Consider the following 23,294-nt stretch of genomic DNA (forward strand, 5'->3'; position numbering starts at 1 on the left):
GACTGGAAACGACGGGATTACTTTTTGACTTTCTTCCATTCGGCGTTGACCTGGTCTTCTACCTGCTGCCCGCCTTGTTTGTAATAAGCCTTGACGAAATCATCCCACTTGTCCGCCGTATATTCCCCCGTTACAATCTTTACGAAGTATTCCTCCCAGAGCTTTTTCAAGTCCGGATAATCAAGCATAGCGGGAACGGTTTTCCAGAAATCGTTCTTGACCAAATATTTATTTGCCAACTCCATCGCTTGCAGCGCTTCGTCGGTGATCCAGCGTTTGTCGACGACTTTGACGAACTGCACGGGGTTGGAAAATCCCGAGCTTGCCAAATCATTGAAGCTGTTCACCTTCAACGTCACCCGATTTTTCTCCTTGTCGTACGTGTAATGCTCGCCTTCAACTCCGTAAGCGACCGTCATAAATCCGCCGTTGGGCTGATCCGACGCAGTCCAATCCAGTACCTTTGCAAGCAAGTCGAGATTTTTCGCCTTGGCGGATACGGCGAACATGACGCCAGCTGCAGGCGCAGGCTCCGGCATGCCGGACTTGCCTTCAGGACCGGCCGGCGGCATAAGGAATCCGACTTCTGCGGCAGGAACCGATTTTTTCAGCCCTGCGGTATAAGGCATACTCGGTTGAATATTAAACGCGTTCGCTTCGATTATGCCGACCTTGGAATTGATAAATTTCTCATCCTTTTGCTTTACTTCGGACAGTACGAACTCGGGATCGATCAAACCTTCCTTGTACCATCCGTTGAGCACTTTCAAAGCTTCCTTCGTTTCCGGAAGAACAGAGCCTTGCTTCAGCTTCCCGTCTCTCTCCTGCCAAAATGACGGAACGACGCCGTATGCGGCAAAAATGCCTTCGAAATTGGAGGTTTTCGTTCCGCCGAGGCCATACGTATCGTTTTTTCCGTTCCCGTCCGGGTCTTTCGCAGTAAACGCCTTTAATACTTCGTAAAATTCAGGAACCGTCTTCGGCTCCTGCAAGCCGACTTTTGTAAGCCAATCTTTGCGAATATTAAAACCGGCATCGGCGGGCCCGTTAAACGGCTCCGGGCGAAACCCGGTCGGGATCGCGTAAATTTTTCCGTTGTAGGTCACAGCGTCCAAGTCTGTCTGTCTAAACGTTTTCGATGCGTTCGGCATTTTCTTAATAAAATCGTCCAAAGGCATGATTAAGCCTTCTTCGGCAAATTTAGCCATCGTCGGAATATCGATGTTGAAATAATCCGGGAGCTCTCCCGAAGACGCGAGCAGGTTTAGCTTCGTGTAGTATTCCTGACCGGAAGCCAGCGATAAATTCCAATCCGCCCCCGTGATTCCGGCTTTTTCGAGCCCCTTCAGCATTTCTTGCTTGCCTTTGCCCCCATCGGGAGGAAAATCCGGAATGGCGCGGTTCATAAACATATTATAAGTTGTCTTTTCGGCCGGCTTGGCGCTTTCTCCAGCACTCTGGCCGGGATCCTTCGCCGTACATCCGACAGCGGCTGCGGCGAGCGCACCCGTCATAATTATTTTTGCGGCGGTTCTGAAGTTTGTTCTCATTCGATTAAATCCTCCCTAATCCGGAATGATTCAAGATTTGACTGCTCCGATCATGACGCCTTTAACGAAATATTTTTGCAAGAACGGATAGACGCAAAGGATGGGCAGCAGAGATAAAACGATCGTTGCGGCAATTATCGAATCCGTAGCCGAGGCGGCCAAATCCCCCATCGCCTTGGCTTGCTCCTGGCCATTAATAATGTCGCGAATGAGCACAGGCAGCGTGTACTTGCTCTTATCGTTCAAATAAATCAATGCGCCGAAAAAATTGTTCCAGCGGCCGACCGCTTCCCACAAGGCGATCGTGGCGACGACCGGCATCGATAGAGGCAAAATGATCCGAAAAAAAATCCGGATCGGATTGGCTCCGTCGATCATCGCGGACTCTTCCAGCTCCGCAGGCAAAGATGCGAAGAAGCTTCGCATAATCAAGACATTATAAGCCGAAATGGCGGAAGGAATAATTAACGCCCACAAGGAATTGACAAGCCCGACATTTTTCACTAGCAAATAGGTCGGTATTAATCCGCCTCCAAACAACATGGTAAACAGGATAAGGAATGTCAGGATATTTTTCCCCGGCATCCGGGCCTTGATCAGTGGATAGGCGGTCATTGCAGTAAGCAGCGTGCTTAGAATCGTTCCGATCACCGTAGTGAAAATAGTATTGTAGTAAGCCGTCCAAATGTATTGTGACTTTAATACGGCCTCATAAGCCGCCAATGTAAATTCTCTAGGCCACAGGAAGAATCCGCCTCTTAGGGCACCTTCCATCGAGCTCAGCGACATCGATATTTCATGCCACATCGGATATAGCGTAATGACGGCCAAAGCGATTAAGACGGCGGCATTGACCGTGTTAAAAATCCGATCTCCGATGCTGTTCACGGCATTCAAAGCAATCCCCCCTTATAAACGAAGCTTCGGTATTTCCAATCGACGGTTACATATCCGCGTATAGCGGACGAATGATTGTATGACCTCCTTCGGTATGGCTCCCGACGTTCCGAACGAAGCAGGCGGAAACGCCTTCGAACCGATTTTGGATGCGTTATCAGTATTCATCAGGATAGCGTTTTCAACAAGCATACGAAATGCCTTTCATGTATAAAAAGCCACTTTATCGCCGAAAAGTTATTAATGCAACATAAAGTACAGAAATTGCACATGCCCGGATAAACCGGCCTTGGCGGGATCCTGGCGCTGTCATGCAAAGCATAACGGCAGCTTCTTGCATACGCATGCCCTTTTCGGCACGCTGACGGAAAACAGCCAGTCCCGGCCGGAACTGGCTGCAGCAGTTGTTCGATTTATGCACCGGCGCGCGGTGTAGCAATGCATAACTGCGGCTGGTCCCCACCGCCGCTTAATCGCTTTTGCCTCTTTGCTCCGAGGTAAGGCTGCCGGCAACTTCTTTCGCTTATCCGCCCTTGCCTCTTTGCTCCAAGGCGGCCTTACGATACTCGCCCGGCGTTATCGCTTCATATTTCTTGAAAAAACGGATAAAGCTATGCGCTTCTTTATAGCCGATCTGCTCGCTGATTTCTTGCAGCGAATATTTTCTCTCCTGGGCAAGCAATTCCTTGCTTCGGCCGATGCGGTACTTATTCAAATAATCGAGCGGCGAATCCCCTGTCGCAGATTTGAAAATCCTGCTTAAGTAGCCGCTGCTCAAGGCTACATGACTGGAAATGTCGGAAATCGAAAGCGCGCTGTCGTAGTTTTCCTCCATATACCGGATCGCCTTGCTAACGTATAAGTTATCGTTTTTCTTGTCCTGCAGGGCTTCCAGTTCGTCAACGATCGCCTCTATTTTGCCGGAAATCCAGGCCTCCAGCTCTTTATTGTTATTAATATCATGAATTTGCATCAGACTAGCACTTTTCACGCTCTCCATTTCGTAGCCTTCCCGGATTAGTTCATGCATGACAGCGCTGAGAAGGAGAATGATCGTTTCCTGAGTCTTTTCGGGAGGGTAGTGTCCGCTATAAACGTACTCCTTGAAAAAAGCGGAAACGGTCTCGCCCGTTTTGACCCGATCCATCAGCTTCACGCTGCCGACCAACTGCTTCTGGAGAGCCAGAGGGTAATCGAACGTACGGTCATCGCCATTATTTTGCATAAATACAACGTCGGTCTTGCTGAAGAGCGCTTTATACTTTACACCTTTTTTGGCCAAGTCGTAGGAGCGATGCAAATCGTCTAACGCATGACAAACGTCCCCGAACGAAAACTGCAAATGCAATCCGGTATCCATCTGCACGCTCTCGCTAAGATCCAGGCATATTTCCGTCAACTTGGATTGGAGCTCTTGCTCCATGCCCGTTCGATCAACGTTTACAATAAACCCGAGACGGCCTTCGTCAAGAATGGAGCCGAATGCAGGGAACCGCTCTTGAAAGGCGGCTTCGACCGACCCGAACACGTACAAGCTGATCTGGCTGTAATCGTCGAAGGCTTCATTCGTCCTCCAGTCAATATGAACGATTAGCGCGGTATAATACGGCCCGGGGGTTTCAATTCCCATTTGCTCCAATCTTTCGCGATGAGCGGGCATGTCGTTGCTGTTTCCGTTCAGTAAATCGTAAATCAGCCTGTGACGGACGATCGGTTTGTTTAGTTCGATCATCGACTTGATTTGCTGATTCTCGTTCATCAATCGCGCGATGCCGTCATGCACCATCATATATTCGTCATTCCGTCTTCCGTTCGGATCGGCTTCAAACAAGCTCGAATATAGCGATGTGATTTTCTTCCACGGCCTGTAGGCAAACAGTGAAAACAAGTAAGCCAGAAGGAAGCCGAATAAGATGACCAGGATCGTCATCCGGGCGGTTTCGACCGTTTTGCTACCCATCTGCTCCGAATACCGGCTGTAAGGAACGAGACGGATCAGCTCCCACTCGTCAAACCCCGTGCTCATCGAATTGATGAAATATTTTCCTTCTCCGGTTTTCACAATATCGCTGGCGCCTGCCTTGTCCGGCTCTCCCTTTCTTAGATAAGCCTCGATGGAATCCGACACCGCCGTCCCTGTATGATTGGCATAGATGACCTGTCCGGTTTGGGAGTGTGCAATGACCGTCCTGTTCGATTCGGAGTCGGCCCATTGGCGGAACGCCTCGAAGAAGCTGTCCTTTTTCACATTGACCACAAGAAGACCCAGGGAATCCTTGCCCAGCAGCGGCAGCTTCCGGTAAAAGGAAACCACCTCCACAGGCCTCGAGTTGAGGGGTTCGTTGATCTGTCTGACTTGAAAGCCGCTTATTCCGTCCGTGCTCTTCATGAGGTCGTCCACGATCTGCTTTTCGTAAAAATCTTTTCGCTCGTAAACTCCTTCATTCGTAGTGATCACTTTATCCGAAAGCCGGATATACAAATAGGCGGAGTTCACCATGCCGTTAGCGAGAACCGTATCCCTGAGATTGCTTCGCATGAGGGAATAGTTGTACAAGCTTTCCGCGAACGGATTGTTGATCATTTCGTTCAAGCGGGTAAGGAACGTAAGCTGCAGCGTAAATTGATCGACTTGACTCACCATGCTTCTGAGCTGAGCTGACATACTGTGCAATTGAATGGACGAAGCTTTACTGAATTCATCCTTCAGCTCGATGGAATAGTTGTACAAATAAATCCCGCTGATCAGCAGCGCAGGTATGATAATCGTAATGATATAAGTGAACAGCAGCTTATGAAACCATTTGATGCGAATGCCGAAATTCATGGCGATACCCTCTTTGCATTGATTGTAAGCGATTACACGTAGCCATAAAGACTACTTGCCTTTATGGTAGTAATCATTATAGCATACTTACCGGCCAATGCTTTCGCCATTTCAAAAAGGCCGCCCATCAATGCAGGCTTATCTTCTACTCATATTTGCAAATCTTGGCCCTGGCTGAAAACCGATCTTTCTATATAAGTTCTCTGCATGGTTGCCGACTGTAACGCAAAGCTTAACAACCTGCGCATATTCACGGGCGTTTGCCCTTACTTGTTTAAGCATACATTCCGCAAGCCGTTTATTCCTGTATTTAGGCAAAACACAGATCTCACCGATCTCGGCAAATCCCAAAGGCATTTTCTTACCGATACCGGCAATACAAAGCCCCGCAACCTCTTGCTCCGTCTCATCAAACACATAAATGGAAAGATTCCGGTGGGCATAAATTTGTATCAGACGATTCGTATCGTTTATGACCTCGATTTCGTCCGGAACGCCGAAAAGCTCATGGTCAATTCCTCCGCCGTATCCTTCCAAAATCACTTTGGCAGCTGTGACACTATCAAAAGAATCGTTCAAAACATGCAGCGAAAAACCGTCAGGCAGCTTCGCCGTTATACCGGCATCGGCCGGACAGCACATAACCTGCCGAATCACATGTATCCGATATGCAAAAGTTAGCAAAATACTGACATCTTTTTGTAAAATGCCTCTAATGTGTACAATATCATTGCAGCAACTAAACAAGGCTCTCAAAAAAACAGTTCTGTCCGCAAAGGGCGATATCAAAAACGGATACATAACCGTTCCATTGTTGATAACGGCGCCGCCGATCCTTTCACCATCGCGCATGATCCAAAAACAATGATCGCTGAACCTCGTATCGTTGAGCCGCGAATTCCAGTCGTACCACATTTCAATATCCGCACCGCTATAAAGTACCTGGTACACTGCAAAAAGCTCTTTTTCCGCTTGCTCCAATTTGTATTTTGACATAGCAATGCTCCTCTTCTGAAAAAGAAATAAATATCTACAGCATCACTATATTCGCCTGGGAATATCGAATCGAGGGTAAGTTTTAGTTTAATGAAACTGCCCTTCAACAAAGGAAAACTGCCCGATCAATCCGCGGCAGCATCATAACTTTTTTTGTTTAAGCTTCTTTTCGTTTGTAACGAATTCCATGCCCCTCGCATACTTGACATTACAACTCCTGCAGCTCATCCACCGATACGAACCTATATCCTTCGTTAGACAGCGCCTGTAAAATCCCCTCAATAGCCAGAAGCTCTTCGCCGGTTTTATCATACATCGGGTGCATCAAAATAATCGAGCCCGGTTTTATACGCTCCTTCACGTAGTTCACTTTGTCCGCCGCTTTGCTGTAAAAGGTATCCGGCTCTATATTCCAAGTTATCGTTTCTCTATCGTGCTTGTTGAGGTAATAGGGCAGTCCGACAAGCTTTTTGCCATATGGCGGCCGAAAATCAATTACGCCTTTATAGCCGGAGTCCCGAATTAATCGGTCTGTTTTTTCGATTTCTTCTTTGATGTAGGAGGATGATTTGAAAACCATTCGTTTATGAGAATACGTATGATTTCCAATTTGATGACCTGCTTCCGCAATTTTATTGATGCCTTCCGGATATTTTTCGATGTCTCCACCTATTAAAAAGAAGGTAGCCTTCGCATTGTACTTATCCAATAACGGCAAAATCCGATTGACGTTCTCCGTCGGACCGTCGTCAAAAGTCAAAGCTACCACCTTCTGACTGGTCTCCACCCGATCGACGATGCCGCCAAACAACTGGTAGGTTCTAGCGTTCATCCATTTTTCTGTCCCGAATAACAAAAGGAAAATCACCGCTATCCCTATGCCGATATATAGCAGAATTTTTTTCATTACGTTCACCTTCCTCTTTTCAAGGTAACAATATAAAATTATAGCAGAACAGGCGGGCCCTGTTCCCTGTTTTCATTGAAGTAACGGGGATTTGCTGAAACTATCAGGGGACGGAATCGTACATACTTGAAAAAAGGAGTTGGATAGGTTGTACGAATACAAATATGTTGAAACGACTTTAGGCGGATTCTTCTCATCGGCAACACATCGTGAGCTGATTGATGAACATTCTAAAGACGGTTGGAGATTAGTGCAGGTTTTGCCGACACATTATAATGGACATGGAAAACCTACGAAGTATGAAATTATATTTGAACGAGTAGTTCAAAGTTGAATTAAGAAATAGGTTAAGCTAAGACAGGTAAAAGAACTCAATAAATACATGACGGCAGCCGACCCCAACGTTCGGCTGCCGTTTCTCAACTAAAGGGCAGGATAATTTAATGATTTCGCCGAATAATTATCACCAACAAACGGAATGGAGTAAGAATTTAAGATGTTGAAAAAAGTCATACGGAGAACAGTTTTGATTTATACTATTTTTGGTTTGATTGTCGGTATTGGATTACTGATAGCTTCTTTCTTTACGAATGAAATAGTTGTTCAAAGCGGCGAGAAAGTAATTGCAAGTGGCGTTAAAGCAGGAATGATAAGCGTTCCAGGTTCCGTATTAATTGCTTCGATTATCGGACTCATTCACGCCATATTTTTGTGGTTTCCAATTGTCTATATTTATGAAAAACTATCCAATAGGAAAAGTTAATAATCTTAAGACAAAGGTCAGAAGGCATTCGGATAATTGTTCAACTAACGGATACGTTAGTTCACCCAACCTGAAGGAGATGTATGAAGATTAAGAATAAATTCGAATTTACTGCGGTTGTTTTAATAGGTAATGGCGAGTTAACAGACGATTTTACCATCGAAATCGCACAAATTGCTGATCGTTTAACCGAACAGCTGGAGATCGCGAAGAAAGCGCTGCAGACCATAGTGGAGAGTACTGAACATAGTAATGAGGCAGTCAAGACCATAGCTGCAGAAGCTCTGGAAGCAATTATGAAGCCCTAAAATAACCTATGCACCATGCAATCTTCCCGTACATTCACAATTCTCGAATAATGTTGAGACCTGTTTGAACTGACGGGGAACAATAGTTAAACCATTCACAACCAGACCGCCGATTAACTAGGCGGTCTTCGCATATATGAGATCTTAATGAGACAAAGAAAGTTTACAGTAACATGCAAAGTGACTTTTCGCCGATAGACCTGTTAAGCTGAACCGTACCATAAGTGACGGCGAAAACCCGGATCTTGGAGGATGAAGAAGAGCCTGTAGAAATGGTTGCGAAGATTCAGCCAATCACCAATTTCTACCTTGATCCAAAGGTTACATCTGAATCTGGACAAGCACTCTACGGGTTCTTCCCGAAAGATCTATACTGACATCGCAATGCTCCTCACTAACAATCCTGAATGACTAACTTTCCGGTCGTCAGATCCTCATTCACAAATGCAAAAATCGTTGGCGAGGCTCCCGCCAGCAAGCAAAAGGGCTTGAAATTCGCATGCAGTTGCAGCAGTAACCGCCAGTTACTGTCATCCGGCCAACCATCGCCTTGAAAAAAGAAGGGCACACCCCCGATTTTATCGCCGTCAACTTCATCGCTATAGGCGTTCTGCTCATCCTTGGTGAGCAAAATGTAGGACTTGGAAGCGAGAAATTTCGGATCCTGGGCTTCTTGCAGCTGAGGTATCCCTTCATAAGTTTCGCCATTATCATCCCACAGCGTTGGTCCGTTAACCAATGGGGCCGTATCGATCAGAACCTCGCCTCCCGGCTGGAGAATGATCGCATTTTCACCGCCATCCGGGTCGATAATATCAGGATCAAAGAAGCCTTCTTCCATACTTTCCGCATGTGTAACAAAGAGATAGGCCATTAGAGGAACAGAAACGTTTGGGGTAGGGAAAAGTTGCGGATTCAGCTCTATCTGGCCAATAAACATCATAGGACGCTTGTCCCACCCGCTGCTAAGCGGCCATTGCGGTTCTGTCAGCCAAACGGGCTGTCCTCCGAATTTCGTTATGGGAGTCTGGACCCGTTCACTGACGCGAGTAAAACTATCGATCTTGAATTTCTTCATAAATTAATCACCTCCTATGATTTTGACATCGTCCAATATCGTATTTCCCCAAACAGGGAGCAAGCCAGTCTCTCCCGTAAAGCGGCTTCCGGCTACCGACCCGTTATGAAAAAAAGCTCCATCAAAGCTGCATTCCTCAAACCGGCAATATAAAAATAATGCGCTACGAAAATTGGCGTCGGAAAAACGGCAGCGTATGAACGATACATCGTTCGCTATCGCTTTACTTAAATTGCAGCCTGTAAAATCGCAATCGTTAAATTGCTTGCTGATCCTGGCATTATTCAGCTTTGCTCCTCGGAAAGAACATCGGCTGAATGTATGAGTCACATATCTGCTATCCAGTTTGACCCCGTCAAAGCAACAATTTGTAAATGTTGAGGTGTTCAAGCTTGCAGAATAATCGAAGCATGCATAAGACAGATCGACGCCCTGTACTGTCAGGTATTGTATGGTCTCGGTCAGGGTAACTCCCCGATAATCCTCTAGTCCAGTATCCGTTTGTCCATAGGGGGACGATGGAAAGGAGCGGTCTTTTTTATGCAGATTATGTTTGCCTGTAACAGCGGTCAACAATTGATTCACTTCAGCAAGCTGGTCGTCGTCCCATCTTGCAATGAGTGACTTCTTGTTCAATTTAGCCCCTCCTTCTATTTTACTGGCAGTCTAATGCCGTCAGGATGATAGAGATCTGCTGAGACGGTTTGATCTAATGAATAGCGCTTATGGCGATTATAAGTAATAACGATGCCTTTGCCAAAAAAGTTTCTTTTTATAAAAAAGGTCCTAGCGACCTGGGGGAAATATCGGAGAAAGCTTAATGGTTTCAACTTCCCGCAGATGATGAGGAACGGGCATGGCGTTTTTATGGGAGAATTTTTGGCTGGAGCCCGGACGAAGTTTACGCAAACAAGACTATGACTGGCGCTAAACATGGCGAAATCGCACGGCGAAGCGGAGAACTGAAGGAGCCGCGCCTTGTAATTCGGGTTGACGATGTTGAGGGAATGATTGAACGAATCATGCAGTCCGGCGGTAAAATCATAAAGCAGCGAACCGAAATTGCCGAGATCGGTATGGTGTATGCTTCGTTTGAGGACACTGAAGGCAATATAGTAAATATTGTCGGAGACATGTAATAATTAGACTTTATTTTTCAAGTCTTGGTCCGCCGCTGTTTCTTTTTAACGGATCAAGTCTAAAACTTATTTTTCAAAAGCTGACGATTCTTCAATTCAAAAACCGCTTGCCTACCCTGCCGGGCACGAAAAAAGCCGCCCATCGGGCGACTTTTTTAAGGAGCCGATATGCCGCGGCATGCGGACCGACTACGGAATTTGAAGCACCTGCCGAAGGATCGGCTGAAGACGATCGGCCATCTGCCGGAAGCCGATGTCGTTCGGATGTAGGCCGTCCACGTAGCGGCCTTCGTCTCCCGGACCGATCAGGCTGCAGCCGTCAACGGTATACACATGCCGGTCTCCCTGAGCGACCGCTTCCTCATACACGCTTCGTATGATCGATCTCATTCCTCCGTATTTAGCCTGGGTTTGCTTGTCATACCATTCGCTGCTTGAATAGAGCGGCGAAATCATAAGAATAGGTCTTTCCGGCCGCCGCGATCGCAGCTGACGGTAAAAAGGAGCGTACACAGCCTCGAGCTCCGCTGCAGTCGGGAGATTGACATGGAAATCGAGCACATAGCAGGCCGCATCGATTTCAGCCAGCAGCGAGCAAACGGACGGCTCGCCTTTGCCGCTGCCGTTGAAGCCGAGGTTCACCACATCGACGTTCATTTCCCTGGACAAAACCGGCACGTAGCCGTTGCCCGGGCGGCTTGCGCACCCGCCTTGCGTAATCGAGCTGCCGTAGAAAACAACCGGCTTATCTAGAGCATACGGCGCCGGCACGGCGATTGAAGCCTCTTCGTCCAGCCCAATTTCCAGCATATCCAAATCGTTGTACGTGGGCAGGTAAAGCGTGAACTCCCTCATTTCTGACCGAAGCCCGCGGAAGTACGTATGCTCGTACGTTTCTCCTCCGAACTGCGGGGTTGATGTTCCCCAGTAGTTCATCTCGCCCGGAGGACCCGCATACAGGTCCAACCCGCTATGGCCCAACGGCGACATATCGATCATTCGCGGCTCGGAGCCGTGGGAAGCCCGAATCGAGAAACTTCCCGAATCGCTTGCGAACCGGATGCGCCCTCCGCTTGTCATGCTGGATAACGACCATACGGTGCCGGGGACGCTTTCCTGCGCCCTATCCGGAAAACGTGCCAGCCGACCTCCGTTTTCGTCAAGCCACGGCAAGCCGTTCACGGAAAACCGCCCGTCGGCCGCCGGAATCCATTTCAACATGGGATGTCCTCCTTTTGCTCAACTGCAAATGCCGGTCCGGCCTCGATCAGCCGACTCGCAGCTTCAGCCAGCGAATATTGCTCACTCCGTCTTCGACGGCCCAGAACGAAACGTAAACGGTTCCATCAGCTAACCGGCAAAGGCTGGGCGCGCCGAATTTCAGCACGGCGAAATTGTCGGCCATATTCACGTTCTGCGACGTCAATCCGCCCATCCGCTGACCCCACAATGGAAACTGCCCTTCGTTCACCCACTCGACTCCGTCCAGCCGCGATACGTTCGCCCATAAACCCGGCTCGTCGATACGGCGGTACACGGTCAAAATGCTGCCGTCGTCCAGCTGCATCATATTCAGCGTTTGCCCAAACAAGCCGGTGGAACGGGGCTCGCTGAACGGTTCCTCCACGCTTTGGCTTACGACATACTGGTTCGGCAAATCCTTGCTCTCCCGCTCGTCGTAAGCCCAAGCGGCCGCGAGCAGCCTTCCGTCCTCCAACTCGACAATTTTGGACTCCCAGTAAATAACGCTGCCGTTTTCGTCCGCCATAACATCCAAATACGACGGCCACGACTTTCCTTGATCGGCGGAGGCGAACGCAACCATTCTCATCCCGTTCGGGCAGTAGCCGTCCCATCCCCGCCAGGTGGACGTCGGCAGCAGCCATCTGCCGTCGCGCAGCGGCACGATCGGCGACGTCATCTCGAAGCTCGGGCCGGTTAACGGCGGCTCGATCGTTTCCGGCGCTGACCATGTCCGGCCCGCATCCCGGGAGCGGAACAATAGAAGCTCCACCTCGACGAAGCCCAAATTTTCCGGATTGGCCAAGCCTTCGTCAATACGCTTTCGGTCATGGCGGATAACGAAAGCCACGATCTCTCCGTTCTCGCCGTGCGAGAGGCGGCATGCATCGGACGTGATTCTGTCCGTCGTTCCCGGATACAGCCTTCCCTCCAGCGTCCAGGTTTCCCCCTGATCGGTCGAGCGCGCGATATGCGTATGCAGATCGGGAGCCTCGAACGCCTGGCCGATGCCGAACGACGCAATCATCTCCCCGCCTTCAAGCTGCAGAACGGACGGAAAATACGCATGCTTGCTGTACACATGGGGAATCGGATTTCGATAAATAATGCCTGAGCTAATACATTCGATTGCGGACATGTTCGTCACCTTCTCCTTCTCGATAATCCTAGTTTACGCTTGGCTCTCGATCCATTATGATGAAGAAAATACGGGTTAACGGCTGAAATAACAGCGTCTTTCTTGCTAGTAATCCGGGATTCGGCATACATCTCTGCATGGATATCCATAGCAGGAAGCGCATGGGAGTTGATACCTTGAACGAACGGTACGCGAGCAGAGAGCCCGAGCATATGAAGCTTGCCGTTGAAGCCGGAGGACTTCTCTTCGATATCGATCTTGACGTCGGCTTCTTCAGCTCTACCGCTTACGAGTGGGGCCAGGAGTTCAGCCACAACCACGCCGCCTATGAAATCCATCTCGTTCAAAAAGGCCGCTGCATCATGTATGTCGACGATACTTATGCAGAGCTGGAGGCAGGAAGCTATTGCGTCATCCCTCCCGGAACGTATCATTCGCAATTGTCCGTCATGCAGGGAGCCGTCGTAAAAATATGCTTCCGCTTCAGCTATAGGGCAACTTCGGGCGGCAAGCCGCACAGCGCCGGCGGCGAAACAAACGTGCTTCTCCGCGTGCTGGACGCCATGACCTTTTATACGCAAAAGGATGACGGCAGGCTGTCTCTTCTCGTTAGCGCCGTTCAGGACGAGCTGCAAGCGCAGCCGCTCGGCTATTTGGCGAAAGTCCGGAGCCTGTTCGCCCAGATGATGATCGACATCATCCGCTTCGCTCCGTCGGCCTCCTCGGCTGCATACGGCTTCCCGGAACAAACGCCGGACGATCTGCGGACGAACGTCATCGACGCTTTTTTCGCCTCGCACTATAACGGCGATATTAGGGAAGAAGATTTGGCGAGACAGCTCAACGTCAGTACAAGGCAGCTCAACCGCATTTTGAACGAACGGTATCGCGCGTCCTTCCGGCAAAAGCTGCTGCAAACACGGATGAAGGTCGCCATGGACCTGCTCAAAAATACGGACATGCCGGTTTCCCATATTGCCGAACGCGTCGGCTACCAGACGGCCGGCAGCTTTTACACCGCCTTCAAAACGAATGTCGGCATCACTCCCCTCGCCTTCAGACAAGGCTAAACGGCTGCCGGCGTCCTGTTAGGGCAGGCTCGTTTATCAATAAGTCGAACAATCAGCAGCGCGCACACTTTCCGAGAATTCAACAAAACCCAAAGGCTTATTCTCCTTTGGGTTTCATTATAATTAGGGATATGCAGCCGCAACAATGCGCCGACAAGACGTCTTCTATGTAAAAACGGCTTGATCTCAAACAATGCGCGCCCTCCGCCTCTATAACACGCTTGAAGCGTGCGGCCGGCGGAAATTTTCACAAAGCGCCTGCTTCCTATAGCGTTACCTCCATCTTGATTCCGACTATCGGCTTTCCCTCATTATCGGTCTGTATGTTGGAGTCAAACGGCTTGAAGCCAAGCTTCGTATAAAACAACAAGGCGTCCGTATTCGTGCTGTGGCATAAAAGCCGAAAACGGTTCACCTGCAGCTCCGACTTCGCAACCTCTTTCATGGCCTCAATCAAATATTTGCCTGCTCCCATGCCTCGATATGACGGGTTGACGATAAAATTCCCCAACCAGCTGGAGTCCTCGATAACCTCAATAATATTGCAGTATCCGGCAACATGATCGCCGTGAAGAACTACGGTCGGCCGAATGCGCGTGCTTGCCGCTTTCTCTAGCTGGTCCGCAGTTAGCGGATATACGCCCTTCGGGTACATGAAAAATAACTCCCTGGCATCCTGCGGGAATTTAGCAATCTCGTTAAAATCTTGGGACGCTGCCGCCCTATGGCTAAACATCAAGCATCACCTTCCGCTTTGTTTTTTGGGGAAATGGATCGATCCGCGAACATGCCGACCCCGTTGTCCTTATCGTAGACTCAGACAAGCGCTTTTGTCCAACCTTTTTGCCAGATCTGCTCCACGGTTTCCTCGGCGGTTAAGCTTGACGAGTCTATCCACATCCCGATTTTCGGCGTATCTTCATGCAGCCCGCGATCGAGCTCGGAAACGGTCCATATTCCGTACCCCTTTTTCGGCCGGTTCGCTTCTCTGCTTGCGACCGCTTCCTGATTGGGGGCCAGCACGACTACATATAACGGGCGGTTTCGAATAAGCTCCACCGTTTCCTGAAGCATCGGACCGATGATGACGTCCTGCAAAACGACGTTAAACCCCGCCTCGAAATAAGCGTCTGCAGCCGCGGCGGAAATGCGGTGACGCAGCTGCAGTTGACGAACCGCTTCCCCGCCCGTGTCCGAGCCCGGAAGCATTTCCTCTCTTCCGCTGACGATCATTCTCCTGAACGTATCGCCGTGCAGATGTACGCCTCTATCAAATTTTTCCGCAAGAAGCTGAGCAACCGTAGACTTTCCCGACGCCATAATACCCGTGATCAGAAAAATCCCTTTTTGTTCGTGAGCCGTCATTACTATATCTCCTTCCCTTGTTGCGGCCGTTCCGCTCTTCCCAAAAACCTTCACATGCACCGGCCGGAGATGATCCGCCTCTGGAATAGCGTAACACAACCCGGAGCTCGCGAGCCGGAAAAAACGACTATAGCGATAAACTCCTTCAACAGAGCACCTCGACGGTAAACCCGCCCGGAGCTTGGACATAAAATGTCCAGCCATGCGATCTTTGCGGCGGCTCGACATCAAACCCGTCATCCTTCAAACGCCGGTTGATCTCGTTCACACGCTCTTCGCTTTCTTGTATGAAGCCGATATGAAACGTTTTGGGATAGCTGACCGAGGCGCCTTTCATCAAGGTAAGCACAAACCCGCTATCGTCAAATAATACGGCAAATGAATCGCCGCGCGTGTGCCCGGTTTGCAGTTCGAAATACGTTTCCAAAAACGCTTGAGCTGCTTTTACGTCGGTCACCGTGAGATTGAGATGGTTTACCTTCATCGGCTACACTTCCTTTTCCCGAAGATTCGTCTAAACTCCGTACTCGCTAAGCGTATCAAATTCATGCAAGTGCTAATCTTTCGGCTATGATCCCAATGTTTATTGCGTGCAAACCCGTCACATGACTTTAACCGTCAGCGCTAACCCTCAAACGAAAAAACGAAAGAGGAGCCGCCCGCAAGCAATCTCCTCCAACTGATTCAACCCGGAATACCCGCTTAGCGAGCATTCCTTCTTCGCTTCCGGCTTACCACCCCATACGTGATTTAAGCGAAGCGATTTGTGCGATATGATGCCGGTCGTGCCAAACATACCTCTGAACCGCAGTATCAAGACTCATCAAGCCGTGGGAGGGACTCGTAAACGTTTTTGTAAAATCCGGCGGATGCAAGGATTCGAGCAAGGCCGCAAATCGAATATTTATCGATTCTATGAGACCAAGCGATGCTTCAACCGGTACCCGATAGTCGCTCAGCTCCGCCCATAAGTCTTCCCGATACGAGCTTGCCGCCGGGCTGTCCTCGGTCAGTGCTCTTTTGAAACGAATAAAGGCGTTCATATCGTTATCCGCCACATGGTGAACGACCTGCCGGACGGTCCATCCGCCAGGGCGATATCGCGTATGCAGCTGCTCCATACTCATGTTTTGCACAGTCAGCCGAAGAAGCTTGCCCGCTTCCGCTATGTCCCCGATCCATTTATTTCGCTGCTCGGAGGTGGGATTTTTTATTTCTTCGAATTTACCGGTCGGGTAACGCATATCTTCCATCGTTTCACCTCTTTCTCGTTTAGGCCGTCTAGTGTCCGTATTCGTGCGAAGCATCTGCGAGATAACCTGCTGCAACGAAAACGACAAGGAGAAGACTCATCAATAGAAGCGCATAGCCTATCAAACGTACCGATTTATGCCTTGTTTTATATTTCATAATGAACAGAAATCCAACGCCTAGCAGTAACGCAAGAATAATGCCTACATAATCGGCCAAGCAATCACTCCTTGCCTCAAGGATGTTCAACTATACTTATTGACGCGAAAAATACATTTTTGTTACGCCGCCTAGTCCATTGCCGAAAAACCAAGGATAAAATGTTATGGCATCTTTGGACGCTAGCTTCGGTGCATTCTGTCACGTCTTGAATTACCGGTCCTCCAATCGATATTCCCACCTGCTTGCCCTTCCTCGCTCGTCACTTGCATGCGCTGGAGTTCGATTTTGCCCGCTTGGAATCGGGGACGGCTTCCTTTCCACGCCTGTAGTCCGAAAACGCCTATTTGCAGCGGGTATTTTGCTCGGCACACCGGTAAATCCTTTCTCCAAGCCGGCAAAATCGGACTCCAGCCTTAGGCGAACCTCGATTCCTTGCTGCAAGTAGGCGAATTCGGACTCCAGCATATTGAGGAACCCTCAAAAGCAGCGCGATATAAGAAAAACCGTCCGGGGGAAGTTACCGGACGGTCCTAAAGTGCTAGGAACTACGTTTACATGTGTGTGTTTCCGCTCGCATTGATTTCACACGGCCAGCTAGCGGACGTTTTTCATTCCTTACGATGGCCATCCGACCGTAGGGGTTCTAACGGAAATACAGGCCGCTAATTGGGCAAAAATCAACTTTTGCGAGTTCTAACGGAAGCGCTTTTTATTCAGCTTCCAAAGCTTCCGCCCACGCTCCGCACGGACTATTTTCCGCCAAGCCGTTCCATTGTCAAGCTGATATCGTCCCTCACCCGATCGAATCTTGCCAAATGCCATCCCATCCCTTCCGGCCTAGCGGAACGCAGCCATAACGACTTGAACGTTTCCTGCAAACGGTCGTTTTCTTCAAGCAGCGCGTTCATGTCTCGCTTAACTTGATCGGCATCGTAGTTATCGCCTTTCAATACCTGGATCAGCTCATATTTCCGGCATGCGAACGTCAACAAGCGAAGTGTATAACCGATCTCGTCATAAAGCTGCTTTTGTCTCCACTCTCCGGCCTTACAACTGTCGAATGCTCGCTTCGCCTCGCCCAACATCCGTGCAACTTCGCCCATTCTGCCCGGGTCCGTGTACTCCGAAGCTCTGCGACTCCGGTCGATGCCTCCCCATAACACGAGACCAGGGTCGGCCTTGTCGACCCATTCGTCCGACAACAGCCCGTCATAGAAGCAAACCTCGGTCATGACGTTACGGAACTCATGGTCGATACGCGACTTGTCGTGGATATCGCTAAGGATACGATTAATGAAAACAAACGTATCGTCCCCGTCGCCGACAACGTTCAAGCCGTACGCCCGATCGAACCGTTCGTCATCATCGGATTGCGTATGCCAAGCCAGATTCGCCGCATACAACAAGCCATAATAGCTTTGTCCGGGCAGATGCCCGTAATCGCCCCAATCCGACATCAGCAAACCCAATGAACCGTGCGGTACGGCTCCTGCCGTAAAATTGCGCACGTTCCGCTTGGCCATCGGATACTCGGGATACAAGCGGAGCCAGCTGCTCGTGCCGGGACAAAACAGATGCCTGCGCCCCGTCTCCTCCAGCATCCGTTCCTTGGCTGCATAGTCCCATTCCGCATCGTACCACCAATTGACGTATACGATATCGTCCGGCAGCTGCAGCGAGCAGTCCAGATAGGCGGGATCGCCGCCATGCGTAATCTGATCAGCCCAAATCATCGTTTCTTTGCCTCGTTCACGGGCGAGCGCCATCACTTTTTCAACATGTTCGAAAAAGACGCCTGCGGTACCGATCGTTTCCGCCAGCTTCGCGCTTTTGCCTTTACCGTCGCGCACCTCGAACGTTTCGTCGCAGCCTGCGTTCATCCAGGATGAGCGGAACAAGGGCAGAAATTCATCGTACTGCTCCGCCAGAAACGTATAGGTTTGTTCCACTGCCGGACTCAAGCAAAATTTGATGCGATCGTCTTCCGCCAAATGCGCGTATTCGGGATGAGAAAGCACTCTCGCAACGTGGCCGAACGATTGAAAGTTCGGAACCAGGTCGATATGGACGCGCGCGCACGCATCGCCAAGCTCCATCAGTTCCTCCGCGTTAATGGCCCCGGTTCCTTCGCTTAGGAGAGGATGGCTTCTGGACCGAAACATGTGCGGCTCGATATACAACTGCAAATGATTCATCTTGTACTCGCTTAAATCCGTCACTAACCGGTGCAGCGTCTCCATGGTCGGGACCTTGCTCATGTCCAGCATGACGCCGCGAACGCACAAATCGGGATAATCGCAGATTTCCATCGCCGGCAGGCTGCCGTTGCGCACATTGTTCAAGATTTGCCGAAGCGTCTGGACGCCATAGTACAATCCGCAATCATCCTGCGAAACGATGACGATCCTGTCGGGCGCAATCTCGAGCACGTATCCTTCCGGACGGAGGGAAGCGACGTACCGCGCCTCGGCTTCGTTCCGGATATGATCGGGACTTTGCGCGAGATTGAGCAGCAAAATGTACGATTTCAAACGGTCGACCCGATTATGCGCTTCGATGACGCCCGTGATGCCGGCCGCTTCTTGCATATATCGTTTCAGGCATTTGGCGCTGTGAAAATCCGCTTGGTTATATTGCGGCAGGACGATCGGGATTCCGTCGCGCAAGACGAATGTTCCCTCCTGCCCGATGTGCATATGTTTCGGTTCGGGTATGATCAGCATTCCTAAGCCCCCAGTTTCGAATCATTGTCGCCGACAGCCCATGCACCTTACGTTCAGGCACAGGGCTGTCGGCAATCGTTCGGCAAAGCTAATTCCTGTTCATCATCCCGGTGGGGGCATCCGTCACATAGTGGCTGGAGCGCTCTACGGCATTAACGGCCGGATTCCCGCTTCTGTACACGGTCAATACCGGTACGCCGGCTCTGATCACCTTGATATTGTCATAGGAAGCCTGCAATAATTCCGAGACCGCATCGTTCTCGAACGCCAGCGACCAGGAGGCGGACGTTTTGCCGACCATAGAGGCGGGGACGGTCATTTCGCGATGGTACCATTTACCGAACGCCTTAGCTCGCAAATCGGCGGTAGGCGCACCCGAAATCCCGTTTTGATCCTGCCATGACGTATTTCGGAACGCCATATTGTCCGAAGTCCGGATATCGATTCCGCCGATAGCCTCGGAGTCTGTGGAGAGCTTCACATCGTATGAGATGACATCGCCCGCTTGGAACGTAAAGGATTGGTTGGAAATGTTGCGGTAGTAATATTTATCCGCAATTGCGCTATCCGTCTTTTGTGACATCGTTAGCGCCCGGTTGCCCGCATAGACGAGCAGCTCCGAAATCGCCATTTGATTGCCGGGCTGTCCCGCTCCATCCGGCTTGATCCCTTTCACGCGAACATATCTGGCTTCCACATGCGCAGGCTCCATATACGTCGGAGGCGTCGTAATGAATCGCGTAATGCTCCTGCGTCCGTCCGTAACGCCGTAATCGGTCACGCCCGTAAGCAGCATATAATCGCTTGTCGGACTCGTCGCCGAGACGGCAATCTCGAAGCTCGTCGCCCAATTGTTGGGTCCGAACAATACCTCGATCCGGTCAACGTCTACGACTGCCCCAAGATCGACCACCTGCGACCATGCGTATTGATTGGCGGCAATAGCCGATGTGGTCGTATCCGCATCAACGGCATTCGCCGCTTCCGCTCCCGCCTGCATCACGGCCGGCGTTCCGTCGCTGTAATAAACGAGCGTCGGTTTCTTGTAAGCGTAGTTGAAATACTCGAATACTTCGAGCTCCGATATGGCCATCTGGGCGCCTGTTTGGCCCGCTCCATCCGGCTTGAGCGCCTTAATCCGCACATATCGGGCAGCAGCCGGCGCAAACGTCTGGACGTCGGCTCCCCCCGTACCTCCTGTGATTGTCTTCACGGCCGTAAAGTTCCCATTGCCGCCCGTAACGGAAACTTGAATTTCATAGTCGGTCGCATAGTTGAAGGGCGAGAATACGGTCTTGACTCTGTTGATGTTATAGACGTCTCCCAGGTCAACCTCCAGCGTCCAAGCGTATTGATTGGCCGCGATCGCGCTTGTCAGAGGATCGCCGTCGACGGCTTTGTCGGCTCCCGAATTCGCCTGCATCAACGCCGGGCTGCCGTCATTGTAATAACCCGCCGCTTTCTGAGCGAGCGCCCTGTTGTAGATCGGGACGGCAGCCGGCAGACGGTTCGGAAGCGGAGCCGGCGTAAACGTTTTGGTCCCGTAAACCTCCAGCTCGGCGATGGCCATCTGCGTTCCCGGCTGATTCAAGCCGTCCGGTTTGACAGCTTTAATCCGCACATAACGGGCGTTGACAGGCGTGAACGTCTGCTCGCTTCTGCCTCCGTTCGAACCCGTGACGGATTTGACCGTCGTGAAATTCCCGTTGCCGCCTGCCTCGGAAACTTGAATCTCGTAATCCGTCGCCCACAAATCGGTCGATGTTGGCGGATTCTCAGCGAACGTCGTGACGACCCGGTCCAGGTTGTACGTATTGCCTAAATCCACCTCATACGTCCAAGCCACCTGACCGGAAGCCAGCGCATAAGTAGCCGGATTGCCGTCCACCGCTTTGTATGCTTCCGCGCCGGCATGCATGGCAGCTCCGGTGCCGTCATTGAAGTAAGCGGCAGCCGGTTTCCCAAGCGCGTAATTTACCGTCGTTCTCGGCAGCAAATCCTGATAGGCAGGCTCAAGTCCCACATTATCCAAAATGGAAGACGGGACGTTTCCTTTGCCGATCGTATAGTTATTCGCCGTCAATCCGGTTCTTTGCCACCAATAGCCGTTATCGACGGTCCAATAGTTGAATTCGATGTCGTTGTCATTGCCGCCATTGATAAAATTCGTTACATAAGAGTGCAGAATATTATTGGAGACCGCCATATACCGGCTTCCGGAATCGAGATAAATCGCGCCGAATTCGTCATGCACGCCGTGTACGTAATTTCCTTCGATCACGCCTCCCGGCTGGGCGCCCAAATTGTAGATACCGCCTCCGTCTCTTAAATAGGTCATGATATTGTAGATGTGATTATGGGAGACGACATTATTTTTGTTGGCGCCGGGGACGTTGTGCTCGATCCTCCACCGGTCTCCGGCTTGCGATACGACATCCGGCTTTTCGGCGAAATCCCGGTCTCCCCAGCCGTAGCCGAGCGAGATTGCCGTATAAGGCAAATCGGATATTTCATTATGACTGATGACGGTCGCTTCCGTGTAACCGACGAAGATGCCGACGCAACCCCGGTACTCCGCCGCTACATTATGAATATAGTTGTTTGTAATTTGATGGTTTTTGACAAGATACCGGTCGTCCTGCGGGTAGTTGTCGTTCATCGAGATGCCGCCGATCTGAATGCCCGAGCCGGAAATGTCCGTAAAGATGTTTCCGGATATGACATTGTTCCGACTGCCGGCGGAAAAACCGAGACCGGATGCGCCCAAGTGTACGAACTTGTTTCTTTCGAACACGATGTTTTGTGCTGTCGTAAAGCTTAGATTCGCCGGCACGATCACTCTGTTGTCCATCTCGTAGCCGTATATCGGCTGCGCATAAGGCTTCGTCAACGTAGAGGCCTGTATTTGCGCAAATCCGTTGTCGCCGTTCGGCTCCAGCCATGTGGCATGGGCGAATGTAATTCCCTCGAAACGGATATGATGGATCGGGCTTTCCACCGTTCCGGCACCGTCCACCAGCTTCTCCAGCTTCGCGGCAACGACGCTGGCGGAGGACATATTTTCTCCCGGTTTCGGTTTGTAATACAGCTTGTTGGCGGTACGGTCGAGATACCATTCGCCCGGATCGTCCAGAAAAGCGTATGCGTTCTCCATGTAGGTCGGGTTGGGGCTGTTGTTTTTGATCGTCACGCCGCCGATATTGTAAGCCATATCCCAAGCGGGCTGCTTCATCGTGATTGTCGTGCCCGAAATGCTTGCGATGCCGACCCGCAGCTCGACCCAGGCGATTTTGTAAACAAATTCGACATCGCTTATGTTGCTCCATGTGTGCATGTTCGTGTCCGTCGTCGTATAACCTGTCGAATTGACGTTTGCTCCCGGCAATCCGCCGGACGATCTGGCCCGGATCGCCCGCGTATCGTTTACATAGAGCTGCCGGGTTTCCAGCGCGGGATCCGCATCGGCTTGCCAAATATCTTTAGCAGAATCGTGCAGCGTCCACCCCGTTATCGGCTGCCCTCCGCTCAACACAGGCGTTTCTCCCGGGTAATTCCGATATACGATCGAGTAGCCGTTCGAGCCGGAATCGCCGGCATCCAGCTGCAGCGTATCCATCAGCGTGTAAGTGCCGCCGCGAAGATAAATGACGATATCTCCGGTCATGCTTGCATTAACCGTGCGTACGACGTTCCTGGCTTTCCCGACCGATTGGAAAGGCTGCGCCAGCGTTCCCGGGTTCGAATCGCTGCCATTCGCGGGATCTACGTAATATGCAGCCTGCACTGCCGCTTGAACCGGCATCGAAGGGATCATTCCGAAGCATAAGAGAAGCGAAATCATGAAAAATACCGATTTTTTGACCGTATTTGGCATCATC

20 protein-coding genes and 1 pseudogene are annotated in these 23,294 nt (G+C 50.6%); 5 read left to right on the forward strand and 16 right to left on the reverse strand.

Annotated elements, in window-relative coordinates:
• Positions 1 to 17: 17 nt before the first annotated feature.
• The 5 genes from DQG23_RS38635 to DQG23_RS38660 all read right to left on the reverse strand — a co-directional run bounded on the left by DQG23_RS38635 (position 18) and on the right by DQG23_RS38660 (position 7,177).
• Complete coding sequence (locus DQG23_RS38635; protein WP_113036394.1) at positions 18 to 1,550, reverse strand: type 2 periplasmic-binding domain-containing protein; 1,533 nt, start codon at positions 1,548 to 1,550, stop codon at positions 18 to 20.
• A gap of 30 nt (positions 1,551 to 1,580) precedes the next feature.
• Entirely contained in the window at positions 1,581 to 2,438 is an 858-nt protein-coding gene (locus tag DQG23_RS38640; protein ID WP_238178233.1) for a carbohydrate ABC transporter permease, read from the reverse strand.
• Between the two features lie 532 nt (positions 2,439 to 2,970).
• On the reverse strand, positions 2,971 to 5,274 hold the full coding sequence (locus tag DQG23_RS38650; RefSeq protein WP_113036396.1) for a helix-turn-helix domain-containing protein: 2,304 nt from the start codon (positions 5,272 to 5,274) through the stop codon (positions 2,971 to 2,973).
• 138 nt (positions 5,275 to 5,412) lie between these two features.
• A complete protein-coding gene (locus DQG23_RS38655) occupies positions 5,413 to 6,270 on the reverse strand; it encodes a GNAT family N-acetyltransferase (RefSeq protein WP_113036397.1) in 858 nt (285 codons plus the stop codon).
• 208 nt (positions 6,271 to 6,478) lie between these two features.
• Positions 6,479 to 7,177, reverse strand: coding sequence for a polysaccharide deacetylase family protein (locus tag DQG23_RS38660; RefSeq protein WP_113036398.1), 699 nt, complete (start codon positions 7,175 to 7,177; stop codon positions 6,479 to 6,481).
• A 148-nt stretch (positions 7,178 to 7,325) separates the two neighbouring features.
• On the opposite strand from DQG23_RS38660, the gene DQG23_RS38665 reads away from it, so the two are divergent.
• The 3 genes from DQG23_RS38665 (at position 7,326) to DQG23_RS38675 (ending at position 8,248) form a co-directional block, all read left to right on the forward strand.
• The gene (locus DQG23_RS38665; protein ID WP_113036399.1) at positions 7,326 to 7,511 is read left to right on the forward strand and encodes a DUF4177 domain-containing protein; all 186 of its coding nucleotides are present in this window, start codon (positions 7,326 to 7,328) and stop codon (positions 7,509 to 7,511) included.
• 162 nt (positions 7,512 to 7,673) lie between these two features.
• Entirely contained in the window at positions 7,674 to 7,940 is a 267-nt protein-coding gene (locus DQG23_RS38670; RefSeq protein WP_113036400.1) for a hypothetical protein, read from the forward strand.
• Positions 7,941 to 8,023: 83 nt separating this feature from the next.
• Positions 8,024 to 8,248, forward strand: a complete 225-nt coding sequence (locus DQG23_RS38675) for a hypothetical protein (RefSeq protein ID WP_238178231.1) — start codon at positions 8,024 to 8,026, stop codon at positions 8,246 to 8,248.
• A 394-nt stretch (positions 8,249 to 8,642) separates the two neighbouring features.
• On the opposite strand, the gene DQG23_RS38680 is transcribed toward DQG23_RS38675, so the two are convergent.
• Together DQG23_RS38680 and DQG23_RS38685 are read right to left on the reverse strand one after the other, a co-directional pair.
• Positions 8,643 to 9,326, reverse strand: coding sequence for a DUF1963 domain-containing protein (locus DQG23_RS38680; protein ID WP_113036401.1), 684 nt, complete (start codon positions 9,324 to 9,326; stop codon positions 8,643 to 8,645).
• A gap of 3 nt (positions 9,327 to 9,329) precedes the next feature.
• Positions 9,330 to 9,962, reverse strand: a complete 633-nt coding sequence (locus tag DQG23_RS38685) for a pentapeptide repeat-containing protein (RefSeq protein ID WP_113036402.1) — start codon at positions 9,960 to 9,962, stop codon at positions 9,330 to 9,332.
• Positions 9,963 to 10,162: 200 nt separating this feature from the next.
• On the opposite strand from DQG23_RS38685, the pseudogene DQG23_RS43935 reads away from it, so the two are divergent.
• Positions 10,163 to 10,465, forward strand: a pseudogene (locus DQG23_RS43935) (VOC family protein); the annotation flags it as partial.
• 189 nt (positions 10,466 to 10,654) lie between these two features.
• On the opposite strand, the gene DQG23_RS38695 reads toward DQG23_RS43935, so the two are convergent.
• Both DQG23_RS38695 and DQG23_RS38700 read right to left on the reverse strand, forming a co-directional pair.
• Entirely contained in the window at positions 10,655 to 11,686 is a 1,032-nt protein-coding gene (locus DQG23_RS38695) for an SGNH/GDSL hydrolase family protein (protein WP_113036404.1), read from the reverse strand.
• Between the two features lie 46 nt (positions 11,687 to 11,732).
• Positions 11,733 to 12,845, reverse strand: a complete 1,113-nt coding sequence (locus DQG23_RS38700; protein ID WP_113036405.1) for a sialidase family protein — start codon at positions 12,843 to 12,845, stop codon at positions 11,733 to 11,735.
• A gap of 161 nt (positions 12,846 to 13,006) precedes the next feature.
• Here DQG23_RS38700 and DQG23_RS38705 point away from each other — a divergent pair, with 161 nt between their 5' ends.
• Entirely contained in the window at positions 13,007 to 13,915 is a 909-nt protein-coding gene (locus tag DQG23_RS38705) for an AraC family transcriptional regulator (protein ID WP_238178232.1), read from the forward strand.
• 265 nt (positions 13,916 to 14,180) lie between these two features.
• Here DQG23_RS38705 and DQG23_RS38710 read toward each other — a convergent pair whose 3' ends face one another.
• The 7 genes from DQG23_RS38710 to DQG23_RS38745 form a co-directional block, all read right to left on the reverse strand.
• Entirely contained in the window at positions 14,181 to 14,651 is a 471-nt protein-coding gene (locus tag DQG23_RS38710) for a GNAT family N-acetyltransferase (protein ID WP_113036407.1), read from the reverse strand.
• An 80-nt stretch (positions 14,652 to 14,731) separates the two neighbouring features.
• A complete protein-coding gene (locus DQG23_RS38715) occupies positions 14,732 to 15,280 on the reverse strand; it encodes a phosphotransferase-like protein (protein ID WP_113036408.1) in 549 nt (182 codons plus the stop codon).
• 145 nt (positions 15,281 to 15,425) lie between these two features.
• Complete coding sequence (locus DQG23_RS38720) at positions 15,426 to 15,764, reverse strand: VOC family protein (RefSeq protein ID WP_113036409.1); 339 nt, start codon at positions 15,762 to 15,764, stop codon at positions 15,426 to 15,428.
• A 247-nt stretch (positions 15,765 to 16,011) separates the two neighbouring features.
• Positions 16,012 to 16,533, reverse strand: a complete 522-nt coding sequence (locus tag DQG23_RS38725; protein WP_113036410.1) for a YfiT family bacillithiol transferase — start codon at positions 16,531 to 16,533, stop codon at positions 16,012 to 16,014.
• A 370-nt stretch (positions 16,534 to 16,903) separates the two neighbouring features.
• Positions 16,904 to 17,158: a hypothetical protein gene (locus DQG23_RS38735; RefSeq protein ID WP_113036412.1), complete on the reverse strand. Its 255-nt coding sequence runs from the start codon at positions 17,156 to 17,158 to the stop codon at positions 16,904 to 16,906.
• A 284-nt stretch (positions 17,159 to 17,442) separates the two neighbouring features.
• On the reverse strand, positions 17,443 to 19,416 hold the full coding sequence (locus DQG23_RS38740) for a beta-N-acetylhexosaminidase (RefSeq protein WP_113036413.1): 1,974 nt from the start codon (positions 19,414 to 19,416) through the stop codon (positions 17,443 to 17,445).
• Between the two features lie 88 nt (positions 19,417 to 19,504).
• Positions 19,505 to 23,293 (reverse strand): discoidin domain-containing protein, encoded by a 3,789-nt coding sequence (locus DQG23_RS38745; RefSeq protein WP_113036414.1) that lies wholly within the window; start codon positions 23,291 to 23,293, stop codon positions 19,505 to 19,507.
• Position 23,294 lies beyond the last annotated feature (1 nt).

It is taken from the genome of Paenibacillus contaminans (assembly GCF_003285015.1).
Taxonomy (GTDB): Bacteria; Bacillota; Bacilli; order Paenibacillales; family NBRC-103111; genus Paenibacillus_V; species Paenibacillus_V contaminans.